The sequence below is a fragment of the Actinoplanes nipponensis genome (assembly GCF_016862275.1).
Classification (GTDB): domain Bacteria; phylum Actinomycetota; class Actinomycetes; order Mycobacteriales; family Micromonosporaceae; genus Actinoplanes; species Actinoplanes nipponensis.
The window spans coordinates 15,695-39,209 of sequence record NZ_BOMQ01000072.1 but is presented as its reverse complement, the minus strand read 5'-3'; the positions used below and the strand labels follow the sequence as shown (position 1 = coordinate 39,209).

21 protein-coding genes are annotated in these 23,515 nt (G+C 72.6%); 8 read left to right on the top strand and 13 right to left on the bottom strand.

Features of this window, described 5'->3' with window-relative positions:
- Positions 1-679 precede the first annotated feature (679 nt).
- Complete coding sequence (locus Ani05nite_RS30865) at positions 680-1,222, bottom strand: HNH endonuclease (RefSeq protein WP_203774255.1); 543 nt, start codon at positions 1,220-1,222, stop codon at positions 680-682.
- Between the two features lie 212 nt (positions 1,223-1,434).
- On the opposite strand from Ani05nite_RS30865, the gene Ani05nite_RS30860 reads away from it, so the two are divergent.
- The 4 genes from Ani05nite_RS30860 (at position 1,435) to Ani05nite_RS30845 (ending at position 5,855) form a co-directional block, all read left to right on the top strand.
- Entirely contained in the window at positions 1,435-2,520 is a 1,086-nt protein-coding gene (locus tag Ani05nite_RS30860) for a mechanosensitive ion channel family protein (protein ID WP_203774253.1), read from the top strand.
- Positions 2,521-2,740: 220 nt separating this feature from the next.
- On the top strand, positions 2,741-4,111 hold the full coding sequence (locus Ani05nite_RS30855) for an MFS transporter (RefSeq protein ID WP_203774251.1): 1,371 nt from the start codon (positions 2,741-2,743) through the stop codon (positions 4,109-4,111).
- The gene (locus Ani05nite_RS30850; RefSeq protein WP_203774249.1) at positions 4,108-4,533 is read left to right on the top strand and encodes a globin; all 426 of its coding nucleotides are present in this window, start codon (positions 4,108-4,110) and stop codon (positions 4,531-4,533) included. The genes Ani05nite_RS30855 and Ani05nite_RS30850 overlap by 4 nt, the downstream gene beginning before the upstream one ends.
- A gap of 62 nt (positions 4,534-4,595) precedes the next feature.
- A complete protein-coding gene (locus tag Ani05nite_RS30845) occupies positions 4,596-5,855 on the top strand; it encodes a delta-60 repeat domain-containing protein (protein WP_203774247.1) in 1,260 nt (419 codons plus the stop codon).
- Positions 5,856-5,875: 20 nt separating this feature from the next.
- Here the strand turns inward: Ani05nite_RS30845 and Ani05nite_RS30840 are convergent, their stop codons facing one another.
- The 5 genes from Ani05nite_RS30840 to Ani05nite_RS30820 all read right to left on the bottom strand — a co-directional run bounded on the left by Ani05nite_RS30840 (position 5,876) and on the right by Ani05nite_RS30820 (position 9,930).
- Positions 5,876-6,460, bottom strand: coding sequence for a type III secretion system chaperone family protein (locus Ani05nite_RS30840; protein ID WP_203774245.1), 585 nt, complete (start codon positions 6,458-6,460; stop codon positions 5,876-5,878).
- Positions 6,461-6,588: 128 nt separating this feature from the next.
- Positions 6,589-7,248, bottom strand: a complete 660-nt coding sequence (locus Ani05nite_RS30835; protein ID WP_203774243.1) for a DUF8185 domain-containing protein — start codon at positions 7,246-7,248, stop codon at positions 6,589-6,591.
- Positions 7,249-7,250: 2 nt separating this feature from the next.
- The gene (locus Ani05nite_RS30830; RefSeq protein ID WP_203774241.1) at positions 7,251-7,658 is read right to left on the bottom strand and encodes an acyl-CoA thioesterase; all 408 of its coding nucleotides are present in this window, start codon (positions 7,656-7,658) and stop codon (positions 7,251-7,253) included.
- 8 nt (positions 7,659-7,666) lie between these two features.
- The gene (gene ettA, locus Ani05nite_RS30825; RefSeq protein WP_203774239.1) at positions 7,667-9,343 is read right to left on the bottom strand and encodes an energy-dependent translational throttle protein EttA; all 1,677 of its coding nucleotides are present in this window, start codon (positions 9,341-9,343) and stop codon (positions 7,667-7,669) included.
- A gap of 119 nt (positions 9,344-9,462) precedes the next feature.
- Positions 9,463-9,930 (bottom strand): hypothetical protein, encoded by a 468-nt coding sequence (locus Ani05nite_RS30820; protein WP_203774237.1) that lies wholly within the window; start codon positions 9,928-9,930, stop codon positions 9,463-9,465.
- Between the two features lie 180 nt (positions 9,931-10,110).
- Between Ani05nite_RS30820 and Ani05nite_RS30815 the strand changes: the two genes are divergently transcribed.
- Positions 10,111-11,529 carry an alpha,alpha-trehalose-phosphate synthase (UDP-forming) gene (locus tag Ani05nite_RS30815; RefSeq protein ID WP_203774235.1) on the top strand — a complete coding sequence of 473 codons (1,419 nt, stop codon included), beginning with the start codon at positions 10,111-10,113 and terminating at the stop codon, positions 11,527-11,529.
- 37 nt (positions 11,530-11,566) lie between these two features.
- Here the strand turns inward: Ani05nite_RS30815 and Ani05nite_RS30810 are convergent, their stop codons facing one another.
- Genes Ani05nite_RS30810 through cobC form a run of 4 tightly spaced genes read right to left on the bottom strand, consistent with a single transcriptional unit; the run spans position 11,567 to position 15,288 of the window.
- Positions 11,567-11,941 carry a VOC family protein gene (locus Ani05nite_RS30810; RefSeq protein WP_203774233.1) on the bottom strand — a complete coding sequence of 125 codons (375 nt, stop codon included), beginning with the start codon at positions 11,939-11,941 and terminating at the stop codon, positions 11,567-11,569.
- A 10-nt stretch (positions 11,942-11,951) separates the two neighbouring features.
- Positions 11,952-13,172, bottom strand: a complete 1,221-nt coding sequence (gene cobA, locus Ani05nite_RS30805; RefSeq protein WP_203774231.1) for a uroporphyrinogen-III C-methyltransferase — start codon at positions 13,170-13,172, stop codon at positions 11,952-11,954.
- Positions 13,169-14,221 (bottom strand): nicotinate-nucleotide--dimethylbenzimidazole phosphoribosyltransferase, encoded by a 1,053-nt coding sequence (gene cobT / locus Ani05nite_RS30800; protein WP_203774229.1) that lies wholly within the window; start codon positions 14,219-14,221, stop codon positions 13,169-13,171. The genes cobA and cobT overlap by 4 nt, the downstream gene beginning before the upstream one ends.
- Complete coding sequence (gene cobC, locus Ani05nite_RS30795) at positions 14,218-15,288, bottom strand: Rv2231c family histidinol phosphate aminotransferase CobC (protein ID WP_239130798.1); 1,071 nt, start codon at positions 15,286-15,288, stop codon at positions 14,218-14,220. Before cobC ends, cobT begins: the two co-directional genes overlap by 4 nt.
- An 84-nt stretch (positions 15,289-15,372) precedes the next feature.
- Between cobC and Ani05nite_RS30790 the strand changes: the two genes are divergently transcribed.
- A complete protein-coding gene (locus Ani05nite_RS30790) occupies positions 15,373-17,526 on the top strand; it encodes a transglycosylase domain-containing protein (RefSeq protein WP_203774225.1) in 2,154 nt (717 codons plus the stop codon).
- Positions 17,527-17,545: 19 nt separating this feature from the next.
- Here the strand turns inward: Ani05nite_RS30790 and Ani05nite_RS30785 are convergent, their stop codons facing one another.
- Together Ani05nite_RS30785 and Ani05nite_RS30780 are read right to left on the bottom strand one after the other, a co-directional pair.
- Entirely contained in the window at positions 17,546-18,151 is a 606-nt protein-coding gene (locus tag Ani05nite_RS30785; RefSeq protein ID WP_203774223.1) for a TIGR03086 family metal-binding protein, read from the bottom strand.
- Positions 18,152-18,222: 71 nt separating this feature from the next.
- The gene (locus tag Ani05nite_RS30780) at positions 18,223-19,686 is read right to left on the bottom strand and encodes a cobyrinic acid a,c-diamide synthase CobB (RefSeq protein ID WP_203774221.1); all 1,464 of its coding nucleotides are present in this window, start codon (positions 19,684-19,686) and stop codon (positions 18,223-18,225) included.
- A 111-nt stretch (positions 19,687-19,797) separates the two neighbouring features.
- Between Ani05nite_RS30780 and Ani05nite_RS30775 the strand changes: the two genes are divergently transcribed.
- The gene (locus Ani05nite_RS30775; protein WP_203774219.1) at positions 19,798-20,616 is read left to right on the top strand and encodes an SURF1 family cytochrome oxidase biogenesis protein; all 819 of its coding nucleotides are present in this window, start codon (positions 19,798-19,800) and stop codon (positions 20,614-20,616) included.
- A gap of 10 nt (positions 20,617-20,626) precedes the next feature.
- A complete protein-coding gene (locus Ani05nite_RS30770; RefSeq protein ID WP_239130796.1) occupies positions 20,627-21,061 on the top strand; it encodes a hypothetical protein in 435 nt (144 codons plus the stop codon).
- Positions 21,062-21,892: 831 nt separating this feature from the next.
- Here Ani05nite_RS30770 and Ani05nite_RS30765 read toward each other — a convergent pair.
- Positions 21,893-23,455, bottom strand: a complete 1,563-nt coding sequence (locus Ani05nite_RS30765; protein ID WP_239130794.1) for an ATP-dependent DNA ligase — start codon at positions 23,453-23,455, stop codon at positions 21,893-21,895.
- Between the last annotated feature and the right edge of the window lie 60 nt (positions 23,456-23,515).

Sequence of the window (23,515 nt, the reverse complement as noted above, 5' to 3'; positions counted from 1 at the left end):
TACGTTGCACCCAATGCGTGAATCTTGACGCGGCAGCCACGCTCAACCGGCCACCACTCCCCAAGATCCGACCACATCACGCCCCGCACCCAGATCTTGTGACGCTCACCCGGTCCCGCGCGCCGCCACTCCACAAGATCCGGCCCCATCACGGCCCTACACCCAGATCTTGTGGCGCTAACCCGGTCCAGCGCACCGCCACTCCACAAGATCGGACCGCGTTGCGCCCAATGCGTGAATCTTGATGCGGCAGCCGCTTTCAACCGGCCACCACTCCACAAGATCCGACGGCATCGCCCGCTGCACCCAGATCTTGATGCAGTAGCCACGCTCAACCGGCCACCACTCCACAAGATCCAACCGCCCTGCCACCAACTGCGGATCTTGGTACACCCGACAGCTCGACGGTCCAAGCGCCTGACCCGAGCCCTCAAGATCCAGTCAATCCGCCATAACCGTGGAGGGCTCGTCGACGGCGAACACTTAGGGGCGCGGGCGGCGAACAAAAGCGGCCACCGAGCAGGCACCGGCACCGACCCTGAATCGCCCTCTGCCAAGAATGACGAAGCGACGAGGCCAATAAGGCGTGAACTGGACTCCGTTAGGAGATCAACCAACTCGTGAGCCCGGTTACGCACCCGGCCCCCAACTCACCCATCTGTCTTCAGCGAGACCGAAGCTACGCCGCCTCGGCACCCACCGGCTTGGGAAGATCGAGCCAATCCGCCCACCGAGGATCCGGCGTCCGATGCCCCAGCACCCGCCAAGCCACCCCCCGCGGAGCCGCCGGCGCCGCGTGCAGGCGCCAGCCCAGCTCCGCCGGCGTCTTGTCGCCCTTGCTGTGGTTGCACTTCGCGCAGGCCGCCACCACGTTCTCCCACGCGTGCAGGCCGCCGCGGCTGCGGGGGAACACGTGGTCGATCGTCTCGGCCGAGCCGCGGCAGTAGGCGCAGCGGCCGCCGTCGCGGGCGAAGATCGCTCGGCGGGAGAGTCCGACGTGGGTTCGGTACGGGACCTTCACGTACCTCGTCAGCCGGACCACGGACGGCACCGGCAGGGTGTGGTGGGCGCTGTGCAGGATGCCGTCCCCGTCGGAGACGCACTCGGCCTTCGAGGTCAGCACGAGGATGGTCGCTCGACGCACCGATACGACGCACAGCGGCTCGTAGGTAGCGTTCAACACCAACGCGGAGGAGCCGACCGTGGGTCGTATGTCAGGCATCGCGATCACCCTTCGGTGTAGGTGCTAGCAACCGCTCCCGTGTGCTTGTCGTCATGGCACGAGCGCCGGATGCACCGGTGCTCGTGGGCCAATAGTCCCTGATGAATGACGAAATGGCGAGCACAATCTGTGGCCGGGCCGTAAACGTCTGAGGTCTGCGGTGCGGACGGCCGGTTCGGCCCGGGGCTCGCGGGCCGGTAGGTTAGGGCCCCGTGATTCTGCAGGCACCCGCCCCCGCACCCTCCGGGTCGATCCCGACCTTCCTGCCCGGGACGCCCGACGTCACGGCCAGCTGCAAGGCCGACGCGCTCTGCACCTGGGTGCTGGACAAGACCGACATCCAGTGGCTGGCCAACAGCAGCTACGTGTTCATCGTCAAGCCGCTGCGGATCGTCGCGATCGTGGTGATCGCGATGCTCATCCGGTGGCTGCTGCACCGGGGCATCCGGCGGCTGACCGCCACCACGTCGCGCGCCGCCATGCCGGCGCTGCTCAAGCCGCTGCGCGAGCGCGCGGACAAGCAGCAGGAGGCCGCCGAGAACACCTTCATCCCGGAACGCCGGCGGCAGCGGGCCGAGGCGATCGGCTCGGTGCTGCGCAGTTTCGTCACCGCCGTCGTGTTCACCATGGCCGTGCTGCTGGTCATGGGTGAGCTCGGCTTCAACCTCGCGCCGCTGCTGGCCAGCGCCGGGATCGTCGGCGTGGCCCTCGGCTTCGGCGCCCAGAGTCTGGTCAAGGATCTCATCGCCGGCCTGTTCATGCTGCTGGAGGACCAGTACGGCGTGGGCGACTCGGTCGACCTGGGCGACGCGGTCGGGGTCGTGGAGACCGTCGGGTTGCGGGTCACCACCGTGCGGGACATGCGGGGTGTGCTCTGGTACATCCGCAACGGCGAGATCATCCGGGTCGGCAACAAGAGCCAGGGCTGGGCGATGGTGGTCATCGACATCCCGATCGGGTTCGTCAACTCCGAGGAGGCCAGCGCGGTGCTGCGGCGGGCCGCGCTGGCGCTCGCCGAGGAGCCGGAGCACGCGACCGAGTTCCTCGAGCCGCCGGACGTGATCGGCGTCGAGCAGCTGACCGTCGACGGCGCGGTCATCCGCACGATCGCCAAGACCACCGCGGACGGTCAGCCGGTCGTGCAGCGCGAGTTGCGGCGCCGGCTCACCGAGGCGCTGGAGACCTCGGGCATCTCCGAACGGATCGCCGTTTCGCGGATGCTGCCCCGTTCGGCGGTTCCGCCGATGTTTTCCAGCGGCCCGGGTGACTCGTCGGGTACACCGGGGGGTGCGACCTGACCTGGACCTACGGCATGATGGGGGATGTCCGCCCTCGACCGAATGGCCGACATTCCGCCCGTACGCCCTAGCCATGGCTCGGACGATCGGGCAGAATCGTGCACAGAGCATCTGCACTTGCAGCGTCACGTACGCGCGGGATCCGCACACCCCGGATTTCCGGCGGGACGTGTCCGGCCGTCGGTGATCCCGCGGCCGTCGCAATCGATGGAGGGTCCAGGTGTCGGACGACCGACCCGATGCGCAGCCGGCCGACCGGGCCGGGAGCGCGCCGGAGCCGGACGGCCCCGTCACCTTCCGCGACCTCTTCGCCGCCCGCGAATACCGCGCCGTCTACTTCTCGCTGGTCGTCAACTGGCTCGGTGACTACCTCGCCCGGGCCGCCATCACCGTGCTGGTCTACCAGCAGTCCGAGTCGGTGCTGCTGTCCGCGGCGTCGTTCGCGATCAGTTACCTGCCGTGGATCGTGGGCGGGCCGGTGCTGGCGGCGCTCGCGGAGCGTTACCCGTACCGCCGGGTCCTGATCGTCGCCGACCTGACCCGGGCCGTTCCGATCGCGCTCATCGCCCTGCCCGGCATGCCGGTCTGGGCGATCCTCGTGCTGCTCTTCATGGCCATGCTGGGCGCCCCGCCCACCCAGGCCGCGCGCTCGGCGCTGCTGCCGCTGCTGCTGGACCGCCGGCGCCTGGTCACCGGCCTGGCCGTCAACGCCTCCACCGCGCAGGCCGCCCAGGTCTTCGGCTACCTGTTCGGCGCGTTCATCGCCACCGGTTTCAACGCCCGGCTCGGCATCGCGCTGGACGCGGTCTCGTTCCTGGTCTCGGCCGCCATCATCGCGGTCTGGGTGCGGCCGCGGCCCGCGGCCACGGCCGCCGACCAGCACCGGCACCTGCTGCGGGAGACCGGCGAAGGCTTCCGGCTGGTCTTCGGTACGCCGCTGCTGCGCTCGATCGCGCTGATGGTGTTCGCGCTGACCACCCTGGCGATCCTGCCCGAGGGCCTGGCCGCCGGCTGGGCCGCGGTGCTGAACCCGGACCCGGCCGCCCGCGGCTTCGACCAGGGCCTGATCATGGCGGCCGGCCCGGTCGGCTTCGTGGTCGGTGGCCTGGTCGTCGGGCGGCTCATCCGCCGGCGCGCCCGGGGCCGGCTGGTGCGGCCGGCCGCCGTGCTGATGCCCGTGGCCCTGGCGCTGACCGCCCTCGCGCCGAACGCCGTCACCGTGGCCGTGCTGGTGGGCCTGGCCGGTGTCGCCCAGGGCGTCCTGATGCCCACCCTGAACGGCGAGTTCGTGCTGGCCCTCCCGCACGGCTACCGGGCCCGCGCGTACGCGGTCATGCAGGGCGGCGTGCAGTTCACCCAGTTCTTCGCGGTGGTGGTGACCGGCGCCCTGGCCCAGTTCTCCTCGATCCCCCTGGTCGTCGGCCTGTGGAGCCTCGGCGGCCTGGCCCTGATGGCGGTGCTGGCGGCCCGGCGCCCGCCGGTCGCCCCGGGCGACGGGCCGATCGACCCGGCCGGGCCGGGGGCGCTCGGGGCAACGCGCGTCACACCGGAGCAGGTTCAGCCCAGCACGGCTGGCAAACTGGATCGGTGAGCGCATCCCGCGAGGAACCGGAAGTCAGCTTCTTCGAGGCCGTCGGCGGCGAGCCGACCTTCCGCCGGCTCGTCGACGCCTTCTACCGCGGCGTGGCCCAGGACCCGCTGCTGCGCCCGATGTACCCCGAGGAGGACCTCGGCCCCGCCGCGGAACGGCTGACGCTGTTCCTGATGCAGTACTGGGGCGGCCCGAACACCTACTCGGCGCAGCGCGGGCACCCGCGGCTGCGGATGCGGCACGCGCCCTTCACGGTCGGCCCGGCCGAACGGGACGCCTGGCTGCTCCACATGCGCGCCGCGGTCGACTCGCTGGGCCTGCCGGAGCCGCACCACACCGCCCTCTGGGAGTATCTCGAGCGCGCCGCGTACTTCATGGTCAACAAGATGGACGCGCATCCCGGGAGTCAGCCCGCTCGTTGATCGGGTGACTGACGCGACGGTCCGGACACGGACCTCGCGGTACCGATCCCGGGAGCTGACCGATGCGACGCCGCCTGTTCGCCGCCACCGCGCTGACCTGCGCCGCCCTGCTGGGCGCGACGCCCGCGGCGGCTGACATGGCCCAAACGGCGGTGGTGTCGGCCAACCCGGTCGACTTCACCCCGCACGTGCTGGACGGCACCGTCTGGGCGCTCGCCGTGGTCGGTGACACCGTCGTCGTCGGCGGCACCTTCACCAAGGTGCAGGACAGCGCGCGCCGGACCACGTACGCGCGGAAGAACATCTTCGCGTACGGGCTGCGGGACGGGGCGGTGCGCGCGTTCGCCCCGGCCGTCGACGGCGCCGTGTACGCCCTGACCGCGGGCCCGACCAACACCGTCTACCTCGGCGGCGGCTTCAAGACGGTGAACGGCGCGGCGCAGCGCGGCGTGGCCCGGGTCGCCGTGGGCACCGGCGCCCGGATCACCGGCTTCGGCGCGCGGATCAACTGGGGTGACGTCCGCGCGCTCAAGGCCCGCGCCGGCAAGCTGTACCTCGGCGGCACCTTCTCCGCAGTCAACAACGTCAAGCGGGTCGGGCTGGCCCGGGTGAACGCCGGCTCGGGCGCGGTCGACGCCGGCTTCGACGCCAAGCTGTCCGCCCCCGGCCTGAGCCGGACCCGGGTCGAGCACTTCGACATCACCCCCGACGGCAGCCGGCTGATCGCGATCGGCGCGTTGCTGCGGTCCGGCACGGCCACCCGCACGCAGATCGCCATGTTCAACGTCTCCGGCGCCACCGCCGCGTTGATGAGCTGGTACACCGACGCGTACCAGGCGGAATGCCTCAAGGGTTTCGACACGTATCTGCGGCAGGTGAAGTTCTCCCCGGACGGCCGGTACTTCGTCGTCGCCGCGACCGGCCGCGCCTCCTCGCCGACCAAGCTCTGCGACTCGGCGGCCCGGTTCGAGACCGGCGGCGGCGGCAAGCACAACCCGACCTGGGTGCAGCGCACCGGCGGGGACTCGCTCTACGCGGTCGCGGTGACCGGAAGCGCCGTGTACGTCGGCGGCCACCAGCGCTACCTGGACAACCCGTACGGCACCGACGCGAAGGGCGCCGGCCCGGGCGCCGTCGAGCGGGTCGGCATCGGCGCGCTCAACCCGTCGACCGGCAAGGCGCTGGCCTGGAATCCCAGCCGGGACCGGGGGGTCGGCGTCCGCGCGTTCCAGGTGGTGCCGCAGGGCCTGATCGTCGGCTCGGACACCGAGCGGCTGGGCCGCGAGTTCCACGGCCGGATCGGCATGTTCCCGGCGGGCTGAGCGGGCCCGCCGGCGGGGCTTCAGAGCAGCGCGCCCTCGTCGTGCAGCCAGTCGACGAACGAGGTGGCCACGGCGGCGCCGCAGTCGAGCATCTCCACCAGCAGGGCGTCGTGGGCGCCGGAGGCGAGCGGCACCTGGAGCTCCGCGTAGATGGGCAGCTGGCCGCGCTCAGTGGGGTCGCCGACGTACGCCTTGCAGAAGCGGCGGGTGTGGTTCCACTCGTTGACCACCCTGTACGCCCGGTCGGCCCAGTCGGGCGGCACGGTCGCGTGTGGCCGGGCCCGCATCACCAGTATCTCGTCGTCCGGCCCCTCCAGGGTGAACAGCACCGCGTGCCGTTCCCACATGGCCAGCAGGCTGCCGCCGCCGTCGGCCAGGAACCGGATGTCGAGCAGGTCGAGGGCCTTGCCGATCCGCGTGAGGTCGACCGGGGAGACCTGGTCGGGCTCGTCGATCGCGGACAGATCGGCGGAGGACATCGTGGAATGTTCCGGCTCACGCTGCGCCGGCACTCCGACGCGAACGCTGCTCTGCAGCGCCACCTCGCCGCCGGTCTCGGGCTCGTCGCCTCCGGCCGACCCGGGACGCCATGACCACCACGGCATCGTTGTGCACCTCACTCCCCAGCAGGCCCGCGCCGGACGTAGCGCTGGACCTCGGGGCGACGGTACCCGTACAGGTCGCGGAGGTCATCCCCTCAAACGGAGGGCGCGACCGGACGACCGATGCAGCATCACCCTTTCGGGTGAGCCCCTATAGGCATGACGGTCAATACTTGGACCGGCTGTAGCCAAGCGACTCCATATGGTGCCGAAAGTCCCACCCAGCGTCCCGCCACGCACACGCGGGTGGCCGGCGCCCCCGCGGCGGCCGGACCGAGGAAACCCATCCGGTACACCGCCTGGACGAGCCGCTGCGAGACCTCGACCGGCTCGCCCGCCTCCGGGGTGACGACCAGCGCCACGTGATCGAGCAGCGCGTCGCGCACGGCGCGCTGACCCACCGCGCGACCGGCCAGGCCGCCCGCGGTCACCTCGCGCAGCGTGCCCGCCGCCGCCTCGGCCAGCCGGCTCAGCTCGGACGCGGCCACCGCCTCGACGGCCGTCGCCCGGCCGGGCGGCAGCGGCCAGCGCCAGTCGGCGTCCCGCCGCCCGGGCAGCTCCGCGCTCTGCCCGGCCAGCGCGCCGAGCAGGTCGGCGGCGGCCACGGTCGCGTCGCCCGGCCCGGGCCCGGCCACCTTGCGGGTGACGAGCACGCCCCAGGGCAGCACGGCCCAGAGCGCGGTGTGCTCCCCCGCCGAGCGCAACCGGACCAGGACCGAGCGGTCGAGGCGGGTCAGCCGGGCCAGGAAGGCGCCCGCGTCCGCGACGCCGGCGATGCCGTGCGCGGTCATCGTCAACTCTCCTGGTACGGCTTCAGGAAGTCCCGCTCCGCGGCGGTCAGCCGGCGCGGGAACTGCTCGGCCAGGTTGAACGGCACGCAGACCGAGCGGGCCCGGCTGGCCAGCACGCCGTCGTCGAACAGCTCGTACGCGACGGTGAAGCTGGCCGCCCGCAACTCCGAGATCCACAGCTCGATGCGGACGTCCTCGCCGTAGTCCACCGGGCGCAGGTAGTCGATCTCGTGCCGGGAGATGACGATGCCGTCCTCGAACGACGTCAGGCCCTGGGCCCGGGCGCCGAGGAAGAACATGGCCACGCGCGCCTCCTCGTACAGGGTGAGGAAGCGCGCGTTGTTGACGTGGCCGTACGCGTCCATGTCGGACCAGCGCACGGCCGCGTCGTAAACAAAGCGGTCAGTCACACTGATCGTCAGTCGCGGGTGAGCTTGCGGTAAGTGACCCGGTGCGGGCGGGCGGCGTCGGCGCCGAGACGGTCGATCTTGTTCTTCTCGTACGCGTCGTAGTTGCCCTCGAACCAGAACCACTTGTCCGGATCCTCGTCCGTGCCCTCCCACGCGAGCATGTGGGTGGTGATCCGGTCCAGGAACATCCGGTCGTGGGAGATGACCACGGCGCAGCCCGGGAACTCCAGCAGCGCGTTCTCCAGGCTGGACAGCGTCTCCACGTCCAGGTCGTTGGTCGGCTCGTCGAGCAGCAGCACGTTGCCGCCGATCTTGAGGGTCATCGCCAGGTTGAGCCGGTTGCGCTCGCCACCGGACAGGACCTTGACCGGCTTCTGCTGGTCCGGGCCCTTGAAGCCGAACGCGGCGACGTAGGCGCGGGACGGCATCTCCACCTTGCCGACCATCATGTGGTCGAGCCCGTCGGAGACGACCTCCCACACCGTCTTGGACCCGTCCAGGCCGGACCGGCTCTGGTCGACGTACGACAGCTTGACGGTCTCGCCGACCCGGACCGTGCCCTCGTCCGGCTGCTCGAGCCCGACGATGGTCTTGAACAGCGTGGTCTTGCCGACGCCGTTCGGGCCGATGATGCCGACGATGCCGTTGCGCGGCAGCGAGAACGACAGGTGGTCGATGAGCACCCGGTCGTCGAAGCCCTTGACCAGGTCCTTGGTCTCGATCACCGTGTTGCCCAGGCGCGGGCCCGGCGGGATCTGAATCTCCTCGAAGTCCAGCTTGCGGGTCTTCTCCGCCTCGTTGGCCATCTCCTCGTAGCGGTCGAGGCGGGCCTTGGACTTGGTCTGGCGGGCCTTGGCGTTGGAGCGCACCCACTCGAGCTCGTTCTCGAGGCGCTTCTGCAGCTTCTGGTCCTTGCGGCCCTGCAGCTGCAGGCGGGCGGCCTTCTTGTCGAGGTACGTCGAGTAGTTGCCCTCGTACGGGAACGCGCGGCCGCGGTCCAGCTCCAGGATCCAGGTCGCGACGTTGTCCAGGAAGTACCGGTCGTGCGTGATGGCGATGACGGTGCCGGCGTACTTGGCGAGGTGCTGCTCCAGCCACTGCACGCTCTCGGCGTCCAGGTGGTTGGTGGGCTCGTCGAGCAGCAGCAGGTCGGGCGCCTCGAGCAGCAGCTTGCACAGCGCGACGCGGCGGCGCTCACCACCGGAGAGCTGGGTGACGTCGGCGTCCGGCGGCGGGCAGCGCAGGGCGTCCATCGCGAGCTCGAGCTGGGAGTCGACGTCCCAGGCGTTGGAGTGGTCGAGCTCCTCCTGGAGCTTGCCCATCTCCTCCATCAGCTCGTCGGTGTAGTCGGTGGCCATCTGCTCGGCGATCTTGTTGAACCGCTCGAGCTTGGCCTTGGTCTCCGCGACCGCCTCCTCGATGTTGCCGAGGACGGTCTTGGCGTCGTTGAGCGGGGGCTCCTGGGCGAGCATGCCGACGGAGTAGCCCGGCATGAGCCGCGCCTCGCCGTTGCTCACGGTGTCGATCCCGGCCATGATCTTCAGCAGGCTGGACTTACCGGCGCCGTTGGGGCCGACCACACCGATCTTGACGCCGGGCAGGAAGTTGAGCGTCACATCGTCGAGCACGACCTTGTCGCCGTGCGCCTTGCGCGCCTTTTCCAGGACGTAGATGAACTGGGCCACGGTGCGGCCTACCTCCGAGATCGTGATTTCCGGTTGCCGGAACGAGAGGACAATCTTTCCAGGTCCCCACCGGCCACCTACAACAACCCCGGTCCGGCCGCCCGGATTCCCCGCTCACTTCACTCGGGCGCCACGTCGTAGGGCGTCATCTGGCCCTTCCGGACGACCTCCAGCCGGCTCTCGGTGACGAAGAAGGTGTTCCCGTCGTGGGCCTTGGCGAAGTAGCCGCCGTCCCGCTCGACCACCCCGTCCAGGAACAGCGCGGTCTCGCCCTCGATCCACTTCTTCTCCTCCCCACCCCGGTTGGCCTGGTAATACAGGCTGCCGCCCTCGTCGGCGCAGATCCATACCGAGGTGCCGGTCTGCTCGACCCGCACCCGCAGCACCTGACGCAGCTCGACGGCGTGGCCCAGGACCCGGCGGGCGGTGTCGTGCATCTCCGGGGGACAACGGACAGGTGAGACCGTCGGTTCGGTGGGTACGTAGCTCGTCTGTTCTCCCGTGCGCTGCGGCGCCTCGTGACGGGAGCCCAGCACCAGACCGGCGGACATCCCGATGATGCTCAGCAGCACGGTGGCAATGACCACAGGAAAGAACAGTGGCCGGCGTGGCGGGGGAAGATCAACGGACTGGCTCACCGGCCCAGGATGGCACCTTCCCGCCAGAGACGGTGCCGCGCGGCCGGACCATAGCAGGGCAAGCCCCGAGCGGCTACGCACAGTAGGCTCGGGGACGGGAACCCCGAACGACCCGGAGGTGCACTCAGCGTGGCCGAACGAAGTTCCTTCGTCGTAGTCGCCAACCGCCTGCCCGTCGACGAAGTCATGGTCGACGGCGAGCGGCAATGGCGCCCGAGCCCGGGCGGACTCGTCACCGCCCTGCATCCGGTGCTCGCCCAGCAGCGGGGCACCTGGATCGGGTGGGCCGGCGGGGACGGCGAAGCGCCCGAGCCGTTCGAACTCGAGGGCATCAAGATCCACCCGGTGCCGCTGAGCGCCGAGGAGCTCGAGCGCTACTACGAGGGCCAGTCCAACGCGACCATCTGGCCGCTCTACCACGACGCCGTCGAGACGCCGGTCTACAAACGGCGCTGGCGCGAGGCCTACCGGCTGGTCAACCAGCGCTTCGCCCAGGCCGCGGCGGACGTGGCCGAGCAGGGCGCGACGGTCTGGGTGCAGGACTACCAGCTCCAGCTGGTGCCGGCGATGCTCCGGGAGATGCGTCCCGATCTGCGCATCGGCTTCTTCCTGCACATCCCGTTCCCGCCCATCGAGCTGTTCATGCAGATGCCGTTCCGCGCCGAGATCCTGCGCGGGCTGCTCGGCGCCGACCTGGTCGGCTTCCAGCAGCGGCTGGCGGCGCAGAACTTCGTCCGGCTGGCCCGGCACCTGCTGGGCCTGCGCTACGAGGGCCAGTCGATCCAGGTCGACGGGCGCAAGGTCAAGGCCGGCGCCTTCCCGATCAGCATCGACACCGCGGACATGGAACGGATGGCGGCCGACCCTGCGGTCCAGGCCCGGGCCAAGCAGATCCGGGCCGAGCTCGGCGACCCGGAGACGGTGATCCTCGGCGTCGACCGGCTCGACTACACCAAGGGCATCGAGCTGCGGCTCAAGGCGTTCCGGGAGCTGCTGGCCGACGGCAAGCTCAAGGTGCCGGAGGCGGTGATGGTGCAGGTGGCCACGCCGAGCCGGGAACGCGTCGAGCACTACCAGACGCTGCGGGTCAAGGTCGAACGCGAGGTGGGCCGGATCAACGGCGAGTTCGGCCGGGTCGGCATGCCCGCGGTGCACTACCTGCACCAGTCGTACAGCAAGCAGGAGCTGGCCGCGCTCTACGTCGCGGCCGACGTCATGATGGTCACGCCGCTGCGTGACGGCATGAACCTGGTCGCCAAGGAGTACGTCGCCTGCCGGGCCAACGGCGGCGGGGCGCTGGTGCTCAGCGAGTTCGCCGGGGCGGCCACCGAGCTGCGCCAGGCGTTCCTGTGCAACCCGCACGACCCCGACGGGGTCAAGGACGCCCTGCTGCGCGCGGTCGGCGCGGAACCGGCCGAGCTCAAGCGCCGGATGCGCGTCATGCAGCGGCACCTGCGGACCCACGACGTCGCCGAGTGGGCCCGCACGTTCCTCAACGAGCTGGGCGTGCCGGACACCGACGCCACGCCGGCGCCGGACGAGGGCTGAGCCCCACAGGAGGCTGAGCCCTCCAGGAAGCTGAGCCCTACAGGAAGAGACAGAACGGATGGCCGTCCGGGTCGAGGTAGACCCGGACGTCGTCCTGCGGCTGGAAGTCGGCCTGGCGGGCACCGGCCTTCTCCGCGTGGGCACCGGCCGCGGCCAGGTCCTCGACCTGGATGTCCAGGTGCACCTTCATCTGCGGATCGCCGGGACCGGCCGGCCAGACCGGCGGCACGTACGCCGGATCGGACTGGAAGGACAGCCCCGGCCCGCCGTTGGGCGCTCCCAGCTTGACCCACCCGGGCTCGTCCTGGACCACGCTCCACCCGAGCAGCCGGTGGTAGAAGCCGGCCAGCGCCTGCGCATCCGGGGCGTCGAGCACGATCCCGGACAATGTCATGTGCGGTCGCTCACTCATGGACATGCCGTTACCCGGCTTCGCCCGGACCTATCCCCCGATCCAGGACCGCCACCACGTCGCCGACCACCACGACGGCCGGTGGCCTGATCCCGGCCTCGGCGGCGGCGCCGGCCACCTCCCCCAGCGTGCTGCGCAACACCCGCTGGGCGTCCGTGGAGCCCTCCTGCACCACCGCGGCCGGGGTCCGCGGGGACCGGCCCTCGGCGACGAGCCGGGCGGCGATCCTGGGCAGGTTCTTCAGGCCCATCAGCACCACCAGAGTGCCGCGCAGCCGGGCCAGCGCGCCCCAGTCCACCAGCGACTCCACGCTGTCGGGGGGCACGTGCCCGGAGACGACGGTGAACTCGTGGGCCACGCCGCGGTGGGTCACCGGGATGCCGGCCAGCGCGGGAGCGGCGATCGAGCTGGTCACCCCGGGCACGACCAGCACCGGCACGCCCGCCTCGGCGCACGCGACGACCTCCTCGCCGCCGCGACCGAACACGAACGGGTCGCCGCCCTTGAGCCGCACCACGAAGGCGCCGGCCCGGGCCCGCTCCACGATGACCCGGTTGATCTCCTCCTGCGCCACCGAGGCCCCGTACGGGATCTTGGCCGCGTCGACCAGCTCGACGTCGGGGCGCAGCTCGTCGAGCAGCATGCCGGGCACCAGCCGGTCGGCCACCACCACGTCGGCGCGGGCCAGCAGGCGGCGCCCCTTGACGGTGATCAGCTCCGGGTCGCCCGGGCCGCTGCCGACCAGGGCCACCTGGCCGCGCAACGGTTCGTGCCGGCGCTGCGGGGCCTCCTCCAGCGCGGCGGCGATCTGGTCCCGTACCGCGCGGGCCCGCTTGCGGTCGCCGCTGTCGGTGACCGCGACGGTGACCTCGTCATGCCGGGTCACGGCCGGGGTCCACGCGGTGGCGGCGTCCCGGTCGTCCGCCCGGACGCAGAACACGCGGCGCTCCTCGGCGGCCACGCTGACCTCGGCGGCGGCCGTGGGGTCGTCCACCGCCACCTGCACCAGCCAGGCCCCGTCCACGTCGGACGGGACGAACCGCCGCTCCTGCCAGGTCAGCCGCCCGGCGGCCACGTACGCGTGCAGCGCCGGCGTCAGCACGGGCGACACGACGTCGACCCGGGCGCCGGCGGCGAGCAGGGCGGGCATCCGCCGCGTGGCCACCGCGCCCCCGCCGACGACCAGCACCCGCCGGCCGGCCAGCTTGAGGGCCAGGGGATAGAGGTTCACTTCTCCGAGACTCCCGCCGAGTCGAAGGTGGCCACGTCGTGCAGGACCCGGACCGCGCCGGCCACGATCGGCAGGGCCAGCGCCGCGCCGGTGCCCTCGCCCAGCCGCATACCCAGGTCCAGCAGCGGGGTGAGGCCCAGGTGGGCCAGCGCCACGGCCGCGCCCGGCTCGGCCGAGCGGTGCCCGGCGACCATCGCGGCGACGGCGTCCGGGGCGAACGCGGCGGCGACCACGGCGGCCGAGCCGGCGATGACCCCGTCGACGATCACGGGCACCCGCCGGGCCGCCGCGCCGAGGATGAAGCCGGCGAGCGCGGCGTGCTCGAGACCGCCGAGCGCGGCCAGCGTGGCCAGCGGCTGCCGCGGGTCGGGCCGGTGCCGGGCCAGCGCGCCGGCCACCACGGCGACCTTGCGGGCGTGGGTCTCGTCGTCGATGCCGGTGCCCCGGCCGGTCACCGCCGCGGCGTTCGCGCCGGTGAAGGCGGACACCAGGGCCGCCGCCGGGGTGGTGTTGGCGATGCCCATGTCGCCGGTGAGCAGGCACTTCGCGCCGCCGTCGACCAGCGCGCCGGCCACCGACACGCCCACCTCGAGGGCCGCGCGGGCCTCGTCGAGGGTCATCGCGGGCTCGACGGCCAGGTCCCGGGTGCCCCGGCGGACGTTGGCGTCGAGCAGGGTGTCCCCGCCGTGCAGCGGGATCGCGACACCGACGTCCACGACCATCAGCGAGGCGCCGACCTGGCGCGCGAACGCGTTGATGACCGCGCCGCCGGCCACGAAGTTGGCCACCATCTGCGCCGTGACCTCCTGCGGCCACGGCGTGACGCCCTGGGCGTGCACGCCGTGGTCCCCGGCGAACACCGCGATCGCGGCCGGTTCCGGCAGCGGCGGCGGACAGGCGCCGGCCAGCCCGGCCAGGCGTACGGACAGCTCCTCCAGGGCGCCCAGCGAACCGGCCGGCTTGGTCAGCCGGGCCTGGAGGTCACGGGCGGCGGCCATGGCCGGCTCATCGGCGGGACCGATCGCGGCGAGGGTCGTCTCCAGGGTCACTGTCGCTCCTTCAGCACATCCGTCAGGGTCGCAAGAAACGCGTCCGTCGTGGCAGTGTCGCGCACCGCGATCCGGAGCCAATCGGCACCCAGCCCCGGAAAGGTGTCGCCGCGGCGGACCGCGTACCCGCGTCTGCGCAGCTCGAGGCGCACCTGGCCGGCGCCGGACAGCCGGACGGCGACGAAGGCACTGGCCGGCGACCCGGCGACAGTGACGTCCGGCACGCCCGCCAGGCCGTCCACCAGGTGGGCCCGCTCGGCGGCGAGCTCGGCGGCGATCACGCGTTCGGCGGCGACCGCGACCGGGCCGGCGCAGGCGGACGCCGCGGCCAGGGCCGGGGTGGACACCGCCCAGAGCGGTTGTGCGGTGGCCAGCCGGGCCAGCAGCTCGGCCGGGCCGAGCGCGTAGCCGATCCGCAGCCCGGCCAGCCCCCAGGTCTTGGTCAGGCTGCGCAGCACGAGCAGCCCGGGCAGGTCGCGGCGTTCGGCCAGCGACTCGGGCTCTCCGCGGGTCCCCGGCCGGTGGGTCGTGTCGGCGAACGCCTCGTCGACGACCAGCACCCGGCCCGGCCGGGCCAGCGCGGCCACGTCGGCGGCGGGGTGCAGCACCGAGGTCGGGTTGGTGGGGTTGCCGACGAACACCAGATCCGCGTCGGCGGGCACCAGGGCCGGATCCAGCCGGAAGCCGTCCGCCTCCCGCAGCAGCACCCGCTCGACCGCGTGGCCGGCGTGGCGCAGCGCGGCCTCCGGCTCGGTGAACTGCGGGTGCACCACCACCGGGCGGCGCACGTCCCGCAGCGCCTGGGCGATCAGCACGAAGGCCTGGGCGGCGCCGGCGGTGAGCAGGACCTCCGCCGGGTCGCGGCCGTGCCGGGCCGCGACGGCGGCGGTCGCCTCGCGGTCCCGGGGGTACGCCGCCAGCTCCGTCAGGGCGGCGCGGATCGGTCCGGCCAGCCAGTCCGGCATCGGCTGACGCCGCACGTTGACGGCCAGGTCGACCAGCCCGTCGCCGACCTCCGCGTCACCGTGGTGGTGCAGGCCGTCCGGCCGGTCCGCGGGAGAGGTCACGTGGCTCAGCATGCCTGATGTGATCCGGCCGGATACTTCAGCCTTTCCGGTGGGACATGAACTGATTTGTCATACCTTCGAGGAGTGACGAAGACCGGACTCGCCAAAGCTGGACGGATCACCCCGCTCATCCGGGCCGGGCTCATCTCCGGGGTCGTGGTCGCCGGTCTGCTCTTCCCGCTGGTGGCGCTGGCCGGGGTCGGCGCGAAGAACGGCGCCGGCGCGCTGCAGAGCATGCCCGAGGGCCTGACCGAGGTGCCGTCGGCCCAGACCACCTACGTGTACGCCAACGACGGCAAGACGCTGCTCACCACGTTCTACGAGGAGCACCGCAAGCCGACGAAGATCGCGAACATGTCGCCCTTCATCACCAGCGCGATCGTGGCCTCCGAGGACACCCGGTTCTACGAGCACAACGGCGTCGACGCCAAGGGGGTGGCCCGGGCCTTCGTCGCGAACCAGCAGGCCGGCGGGGTCTCGCAGGGCGCCTCCACGCTGACCATGCAGTACGTGCGGATGGCGCTGCGCGACGGCGCGCGCACCCCCAAGGAGGCCCTGGAGGCGACCGAGCAGACCACCGCCCGCAAGCTGCGGGAGATGCGGCTCGCCATCGAACTGGAGAAACACCTCTCCAAGGCCGACATCCTGGAGCGGTACCTCAACTCGGCGTACTTCGGCCACCGCGCGTACGGGATCTTCGCCGCCGCCGAGGTGTTCTTCTCCAAGACGCCCGACGACCTGTCGCTGACCGAGGCGGCGCTGCTCGCCGGCCTGGTCAAGGCGCCCTCGGCGTACGACCCGGCGACCAACGACCAGCGCGCGGCGACCGACCGGCGCAACTACGTGATCGACCAGATGGTCAAGATCAACGCCATCACCGCGGCCCAGGGCGAGACGGCCAAGAAGTCCCGGATCCGGCTGAAGCTCACCACCCCGCCCAACGACTGCGTCTCGGTGCCGAAGAAGCACAACGACTGGGGCTTCTTCTGCGACTACCTGCGCAACTGGTGGATGGAGCAGCCGGCGTTCGGCCGGTCCTCCCAGGAACGGCTGGCGAACCTGCGCCGCGGCGGCTACAAGGTGGTCACCACCATCGACCCGAAGATCCAGAAGTCGGCGATGAAGCACATCCTGGCCAAGGAGAAGAAGAAGAGCGTCTACGCGCACGGCGAGGTCGTCATCGAGCCGGGCACCGGCCGGATCCGGGCGATGGCGGTGAACCGCAAGTACTCGCTGGACCAGACGGACAACGGCGAGCACAGCGACCGGCGCAAGCGCGACAACTTCAAGGGCAACTACCCGAACACGGTGAACCCGCTGCTCGGCGGCGGCGACATGGCGGGCTACCAGGCCGGCTCGACCTTCAAGATCTTCACGATGCTGGCCGCGCTGGACGAGGGCATGCCGCTGGACACGGCCTTCGACGCCCCGCAGCGCTACGTGACGAAGTACATCACCGCGCCCGGCCCGGCGACCTGCGGCGTGCACTGGTGCCCGAAGAACTCCAGCGCCTCGATGACCGGGCGGCAGACGATGTGGAGCGGCTTCGGCAAGTCGGTCAACACGTACTTCGTGCAGCTCGAACAGAAGGTGGGCGCGGAGAAGGCGGTCCGGATGGCCGAGCGGCTGGGCCTGAAATGGCGCACCGAGATCGACCGCACGCTGGCCGGTCCCGACCACGCCAGCGGGTGGGGCGCGTTCACCCTGGGCGTCAGCGACGCCACGCCGATCGAGATGGCCAACGTCTTCGCGACGCTGGCGGCCGAGGGCAAGTACTGCGAGCCGCTGCCGGTCCGCATGATCAACACGCGGGACGGGACGTCGCTGACGTACCGGGGCAAGAAGGTGGCGGGCCCGCGCTGCCGCCAGGCGCTGCGACCCGAGGTCGCGCAGGCGGCCACGGACGCGGCCCGGTGCGTCACCGGCTATGGCGCGGCGGAGGGCAGCTGCGGCGGATGGGAGACCTCCCCCATGGTGTACGCGACGCTGAACCGGCCGGTCGCCGGCAAGAGCGGCACGACGGACAGCAACCGGAGCGCCTGGTTCTGCGGCTTCACCCCGCAGCTGGCGGCGGCGGCGTTCGTAGCCGATCCGGACAACCCGGAGAACACCGTGGGGACGAGCCGGGGAACGATCTCGAAGTTCACGGTGGCGGAGACCTTGAAGGACGCCCTGAAGGGGCAGCCGAAGGAGAAGTTCAACCCGCCCCCGCCGGAGCTGGTGCACGGCTCCCCGTAGCCGGGCGGCGGGCCCCCGGTCAGTGGGCGGCTGAGGTGGGGCGCCAGCGGGGGTCGCGGCCGGCCAGCGACACCGCCTGGTCGAGCAGCTCGGCCTCCTCCTCGACCGCCACGACCGGGCCGAACATGCCCGGCGTGCCCTCGCGCGGCCCCTGGGACAGGAACTCGATCAGCGGCTCGAGCAGCCGCGGATCGGCGGCATACTCCTGGCCGGTGGCCCGGGCCAGATCCCAGCCGTGCATGGTCAGCTCGTTGACCGCGACCAGGCCCATGACCGTGGCCGGCATGGTGACGCCACCGGCCCGGGCGGTGCCCTCCCACGCCGAGGGCGCGCGCCAGGCGATCGCCAGATCCTCCAGGACGACCGGCAGCCGGCTGCGCCAGTGGGCCGACAGGTGAGCCGCCGACGGCTCCGGCGGTGGCCCGTCGACCCCCGGCGCGTCGCTCTTCTTCTGCGCCGCCTGGGTGAACGCCCAGGACAGGCCGATCAGGTGGTCGAGCAGGTCACCGACCGTCCAGTCGGGGCAGGGCGTGGGCGCACCCAGATGGTCATCGGTGATGCCGAGCAGCAGGGACCGCAGCTGGCGGACCGGCGGGGCGAAATCCAGCGGGACACGGTCGGCCACGGAGTGCTCCCTTCACGTCGAGCTTCTTTACCGTACGGCCGGGGTGCGACATCGGCAGATATCACTCACGATCAGGCCGGCGGCGGGGTCAGGCCCGACAGCGAAAGGGTCTGCTCGCCCGGGTCCCCGTCCGGCGGCGGTGGCACGACCGCCGCGGCCGGCGCCGGGGCCAGCATCGCCGCGACCAGGCGCCGGGCGATCTCCGGGGCGCCGGCCCAGTGCAGCCCGAGCTGCGAGGCGTGGACCTGACGCCAGACGAAGCCCTCCGGGTTGCCACCCGCCCACGTCCAGGCCGGCACCTGGCCGGCGCGCGGCGTGACGATCGCGCGGTGCTGCTTGTAGCCGGTGATCCGGGCGCCGGCCGGGGCCAGCGGGGAGGTCGCCGGGGCGGTGGCCTCGCGGTAGCCGGCGATCGTCTGGCCCGCCGTCAGCGCCGACGCGTCCAGCACCCCGCACATGGCCCGGCCGTCGAAGTCGCGGGTCAGCCAGGGCAGCCCGACCCCCTCGGCGATGATCGGCCGGTGGTCGTGGGCCAGCTGCGCCACGGCCGCGCACAGGCGGCGGTTCGCGGACAGCTCCTCCGCGTACCCCTCCGGCAGGGCCGCCCCGATCATGAGCCCGCGGGTGCCCGCCGGCAGGGTCTCGTCGCGCAGCGGGTCGACGATCGCGACCTCCGCGCCCGCCGCCGTGAGCAGCTCGACCGTCTCCACGTACGTGTAGGGCGCGCCCGGCCCGCCGGCCAGCGCGATCACCGGCCGGTTCTCCGGCGGCGCCGGCGGCTCGCCGCCCGCGCCGGCCAGCGCGTCCAACGGCGACCAGGCCGGGTCGGGCAGCGGCGGCGCCGCCTCGGCCAGCGCCATCACCCGATCGAGGTCGATCGCGCCGGCGACCGCCTCCCCCAGCCGGCGCACGGCGCGCACGGCCTCGACCGTGCGGTGGGCCACCGGGACCGGCCCCTGCGCGCGGGCCGGCAGCACCGCCGGCAGGTCACCGCGGCGCAGCGCACCGAGGACCGGCATGCCGATGTCGTCCAGGGCGGTCCGGAGCATCTCCTCGTGGCGGGGCGAGGCGACCCGGTTCAGGATGACGCCGCCCAGGTGCACCATCTCGTCGAACATCCGGAATCCGTGCACCAGCGCCGCCAGCGAGTGACCCATGGCGGCCACGTCGACCACGAGCACGACCGGCGCGCGCAGCGCGGCGGCGACTGCGGCCGTACCGTCGATCTCGGGTTGCCCGGTCAGGCTGTCGAACAGGCCCATCGCGCCCTCGATGACCGCCAGCTGCGAGCCGGCCGCGCCGTGCGCGAACAGCGGCGCGATGCGCTGCGCGCCGACCAGGCGCGGGTCGAGGTTGCGGCCGGGCCGCCCGGCGGCCAGGCCGAGGTAGGCGGCATCGGTGTGATCGGGCCCGACCTTGAAACCGGTCGCCGGCACCCCCCGCGCGGTGCAGGCGGCGAGCAGGCCGACCGCGATCGCGGTCTTGCCGTGCCCGGACGAGGGTGCGCTCACCACCAGGCGCGATTGGGTGGACATCACGGCTCCCTCGGGGATACGGCAAACGGCGGCGACATGATATTGACGGCCGGACATCGCACCCTACCTGCCAGCGGGAAGCGGCCACCGCGAGCCGGGTAGCCTCAGAACGTGTACCGGTTCCTGCTGACGCCCCGCTGGCTGGCCGCCGCGGCGCTCACCGTGGCCGCGTCGGTGATCATGGTGTTCCTCGGCAACTGGCAGCTGCACCGCTACCAGGAGCGCAGCGCGATCAACGCCCGGATCGACGCGGCCGACTCGACGCCCGCGGTGCCGCTGACGGCCGTGCTGGCCAAGCCGGCCGCGGCGGGCCGACCCGGGGCCGCGCCGGGCGAGGACGCGGCCTGGACCAAGGTCACCGTCACCGGACGCTACGACCCGACGCACGAGATCCAGGCGCGCGGCCGCTCGGTCGGCGGCGCGGTCGGCTTCGAGATCATCACCCCGCTGCTGCTGCCCGACGGCACGGCGGTGCTGGTCGACCGCGGCTGGGTGCCGTCGCAGGACGGCGACGCGATCTCGGCGCCGGTGGCGCCGCCCGCGCCCACGGGCCAGATCACGGTGGTCGGCCAGGTGCACCGGTCGGAGAGCAGGCCGGCGCCGCTGGAGCGGCGCGACGGCCGGATCGACACCCGGCGGATCGCGGTGCCCAAGCTGGCGGCGGCGCTGCCGTTCCCCGTGTACGGGGCGTACGTGCTGGTCAGCGACCCCGAGCCGGGATTCACGCGGATCCCGATCGACCACGAGGACTCGTGGCAGAACGGCGGGTACGCGGTCCAGTGGTGGCTGTTCGCGGTGATGGCGCTGCTCGCGTACGGGTGGCAGGCCCGCCGGGAGGCCCAGGGCGACACGCCGAAGAAGCGGGTCGACCGGGTGGCGGAGGCGGACCAGCGCATGGCGGCCGTTCCCACCGCGCGGCAGCCCGACTAACCTCGGCGGCGTGACTTTTCCGGGCTCCGAGCCGAGCGACCCCTGGAGCGTGCCCGCCCCCCAGCAGCCGGTCCCCCCGGACCCGGTGGCGCCCGGGCCGGTGATCGTCCAGATCGGGGACATGGGCGTGACATCGACGGTGGTGCACACCCCAGCGGGGGACATCCCGCTGGCGGGCTCGACGTGGACGGTGCAGGACTACTGGCACAACGAGCAGCGGATCCCGACGTGGGCGATCGTGGCGTCGATCGTGGGATTCTGCGTGCTGACGGTCTTCAGCCTGCTGTTTCTGCTGGTGAAGGTGACGGTTCCGCGCGGAACGGTGCAGGTGACGGTGACCAACGCGACGCGGCAGTATGTGGCGCGGATTGCGGTTACTGATCAGGCGCAGGTTACTTATGTTCATCAGCAGGTTAATTATGTTCGGTCTTTGGCGGCGCTCTAAGGTTCGCTCTTTTGGCGTTTCGGCGTGGCCGGTCTTCTGATGCCGCAGTCGTTGGCATTCCCTTGGCGTTGTCGGTGCCGTTCGAGCGGCGCGGCGGCCCCCCGGCGCCCCGGCGCGGCGCCCCCGGCGCGGCGCGGCGTCCGGCCCGGCCCGGCCCGGCGTCCAACTCGGTCCGGCCCGGCGTCCAACTCGGCCCGGACGGCCCGCCATACATCCCGGCTCGGCCTGGCGTCCGGCCCTGATCCGGCCGGCCCGACATACAACCCGGCCCGGCCTAGCGTCCGGCCCTGATCCGGCTTCCGGCCCGGCCTGCCTGGCCCGCCATCCATGCCGGCTCGGTCCGGCGTCCGACCCGGCCCGGCTCGGCGTCCGACCCAGCGTCCGGCTCCGACCCGGCATCCCGCCCGACCTGATCCGCCATCCAACTCGGGCCGGCCCCGCCCGGCGTCCAGCCCAGCCCAGCCCAGCCCCGCCCGGCCCCGCCCGGCCCCGCCCGGCGTCCGGCCCGACCCGGCATCCCGCCCAACGCGGCACCGCCCGGCACCCAACCCGGCCCCACTCGGCGTCCAACCCGGCCCGGTCCGGCCCGGCATCAGGCCCCGAGCCGGCATTCCGCCCGACCTGACCCGGCATCCAACCCGGCCCCCGCCCGGCGTCCGGCCCCGTCCCGCCATCCAATCCGGGCCGGCCCGCCATCCAGCCCGGCCCTGCATCCAATCCAGCGTCCGACCCCGGCCCGGCATCCCGCCCGGCCCGGCATCCCTGTTCCATCCGGCATCCGCTCGGCCCGGCCCCGCATCCCGTCCCACCCGGCATCCCCCCGGCCCGAGGTCAGCTCTTGGGCGGCGGGGGCAGCCCGATGGCCTTGACCATGTCGATGGTGTCCGCCTCCTCGGCGCGCTTGTCGTCGCGGTAGCGCAGGACCCGGGCGAAGCGCAGCGCCACCCCGCCCGGATATCGCGGTGAGGTCTGCACCCCGTCGAAGGCGATCTCCACCACCTGTTCCGGCCGGACGGTGACCACCCAGCCGGAGTCGTCGATCGCCAGCTCCTTGAACCGCTCGGTCTGCCACCGCAGCAGTTCGTCGGTCAGGCCCTTGAACGTCTTGCCGAGCATGACGAAGCCGCCGGTCCGCGGGTCGCGCGCGCCAAGATGCAGGTTGGACAGCCACCCCTGGCGCCGCCCGTGCCCCCACTCCACGGCCAGAACCACCAGGTCGAGCGTGTGCCGGGGCTTCACCTTGACCCAGGCGGCGCCCCGGCGGCCCACGTCGTACGGGGCCTCCTGGGCCTTGACGACCACGCCCTCCTGGCCGGCGGCGAGCGCGGCGGCGAAGGCCTCGGCGGCCTGTTCCTCGTTCTCGACGGTCTGTCGCCCGACGATGAGGTCGGCGGGCAGCGCGTCGGCCAGCGCGGCCCAGCGCACCCGGCCCGGCTCGTCCAGCAGGTCCGTGCCGTCGAGGTGCAGCAGGTCGAAGAAGTACGGGACCAGCCCGGGCCCTTCGACCGGCTCGGGCTGGCCGCCGCGGCGGGCACCGCGGGTGGCGGCCCGGCTCGACGTCTCCTGGAACGGTCGCGGCCGCCCCTGGGCGTCGAGCGCCATGGCCTCGCCGTCGAGCACGAACTCGCGAGCCGGAACGGCCCGGGCCGCGGCGACGACGTCGGGCAGCCGCGACGTGATGTCGTCGAGGCTGCGGGTGAACACGGCGACGTCGTCACCGGAGCGGTGCACCTGGATGCGAATGCCGTCGAGCTTCACGTCGACGGTCGCCGGCGAACCGGTCGCCAGCAGCGCGGCGGCCACATCGGGCGCGCTGCTGGCCAGCATCGGGGTGAGCGGAGTGCCGACCCGCAGGCTGATCTCGGCCAGCGCCGGCGCGCCGCCGGTGAGCGCCGCGACAGCGACCTGCTTGAGGTCGCCGGAGAGCAGCAGTGCCCGGCGCACCGCGGCGACCGGAACCTCGGCGGCGCGAGCGATCGCATCGGCGAGCAGGCCGGCCTGGGCGCCCTGCCGCAGCTCGCCGCTGAACAGGCCGACGAGCAGCCGCTGCTCGTCGGCGGTGGCCCGCCCGAAGAGCTCGGCCAGCAATTCGCGCCGGCGGGCCTGCGACCCGGCGCCGGCGACAACGGAGATGGCGGCGATCCGGTCGTCGACCTCGGCCACGGTGAGGGTGGCCTCGGCGGCCGGGGCGGGCCGGTCGCGCAGGCCGGCATAGCCGACACCGGTCTGCCGCTGCCGCAGCTCGCCGGCCAGGTAGGCGGAGCCGGCGGCCAGCTCGCCCGGGTCGAGACGCCGCAGGGCGGCGGCGAGCAGGTCGATCTTGGCCTTGCGGCCGGAGGTGGCGGAAACGGCGGCCGAGGTGGCCGCCAGGTCGAGGAACTGCACGAGGCCCATCCTGGCAGCCCCCTACGACATTCGCGGGCCGGTCGCGATCCGCTCCCCCGTGAAGCGTTC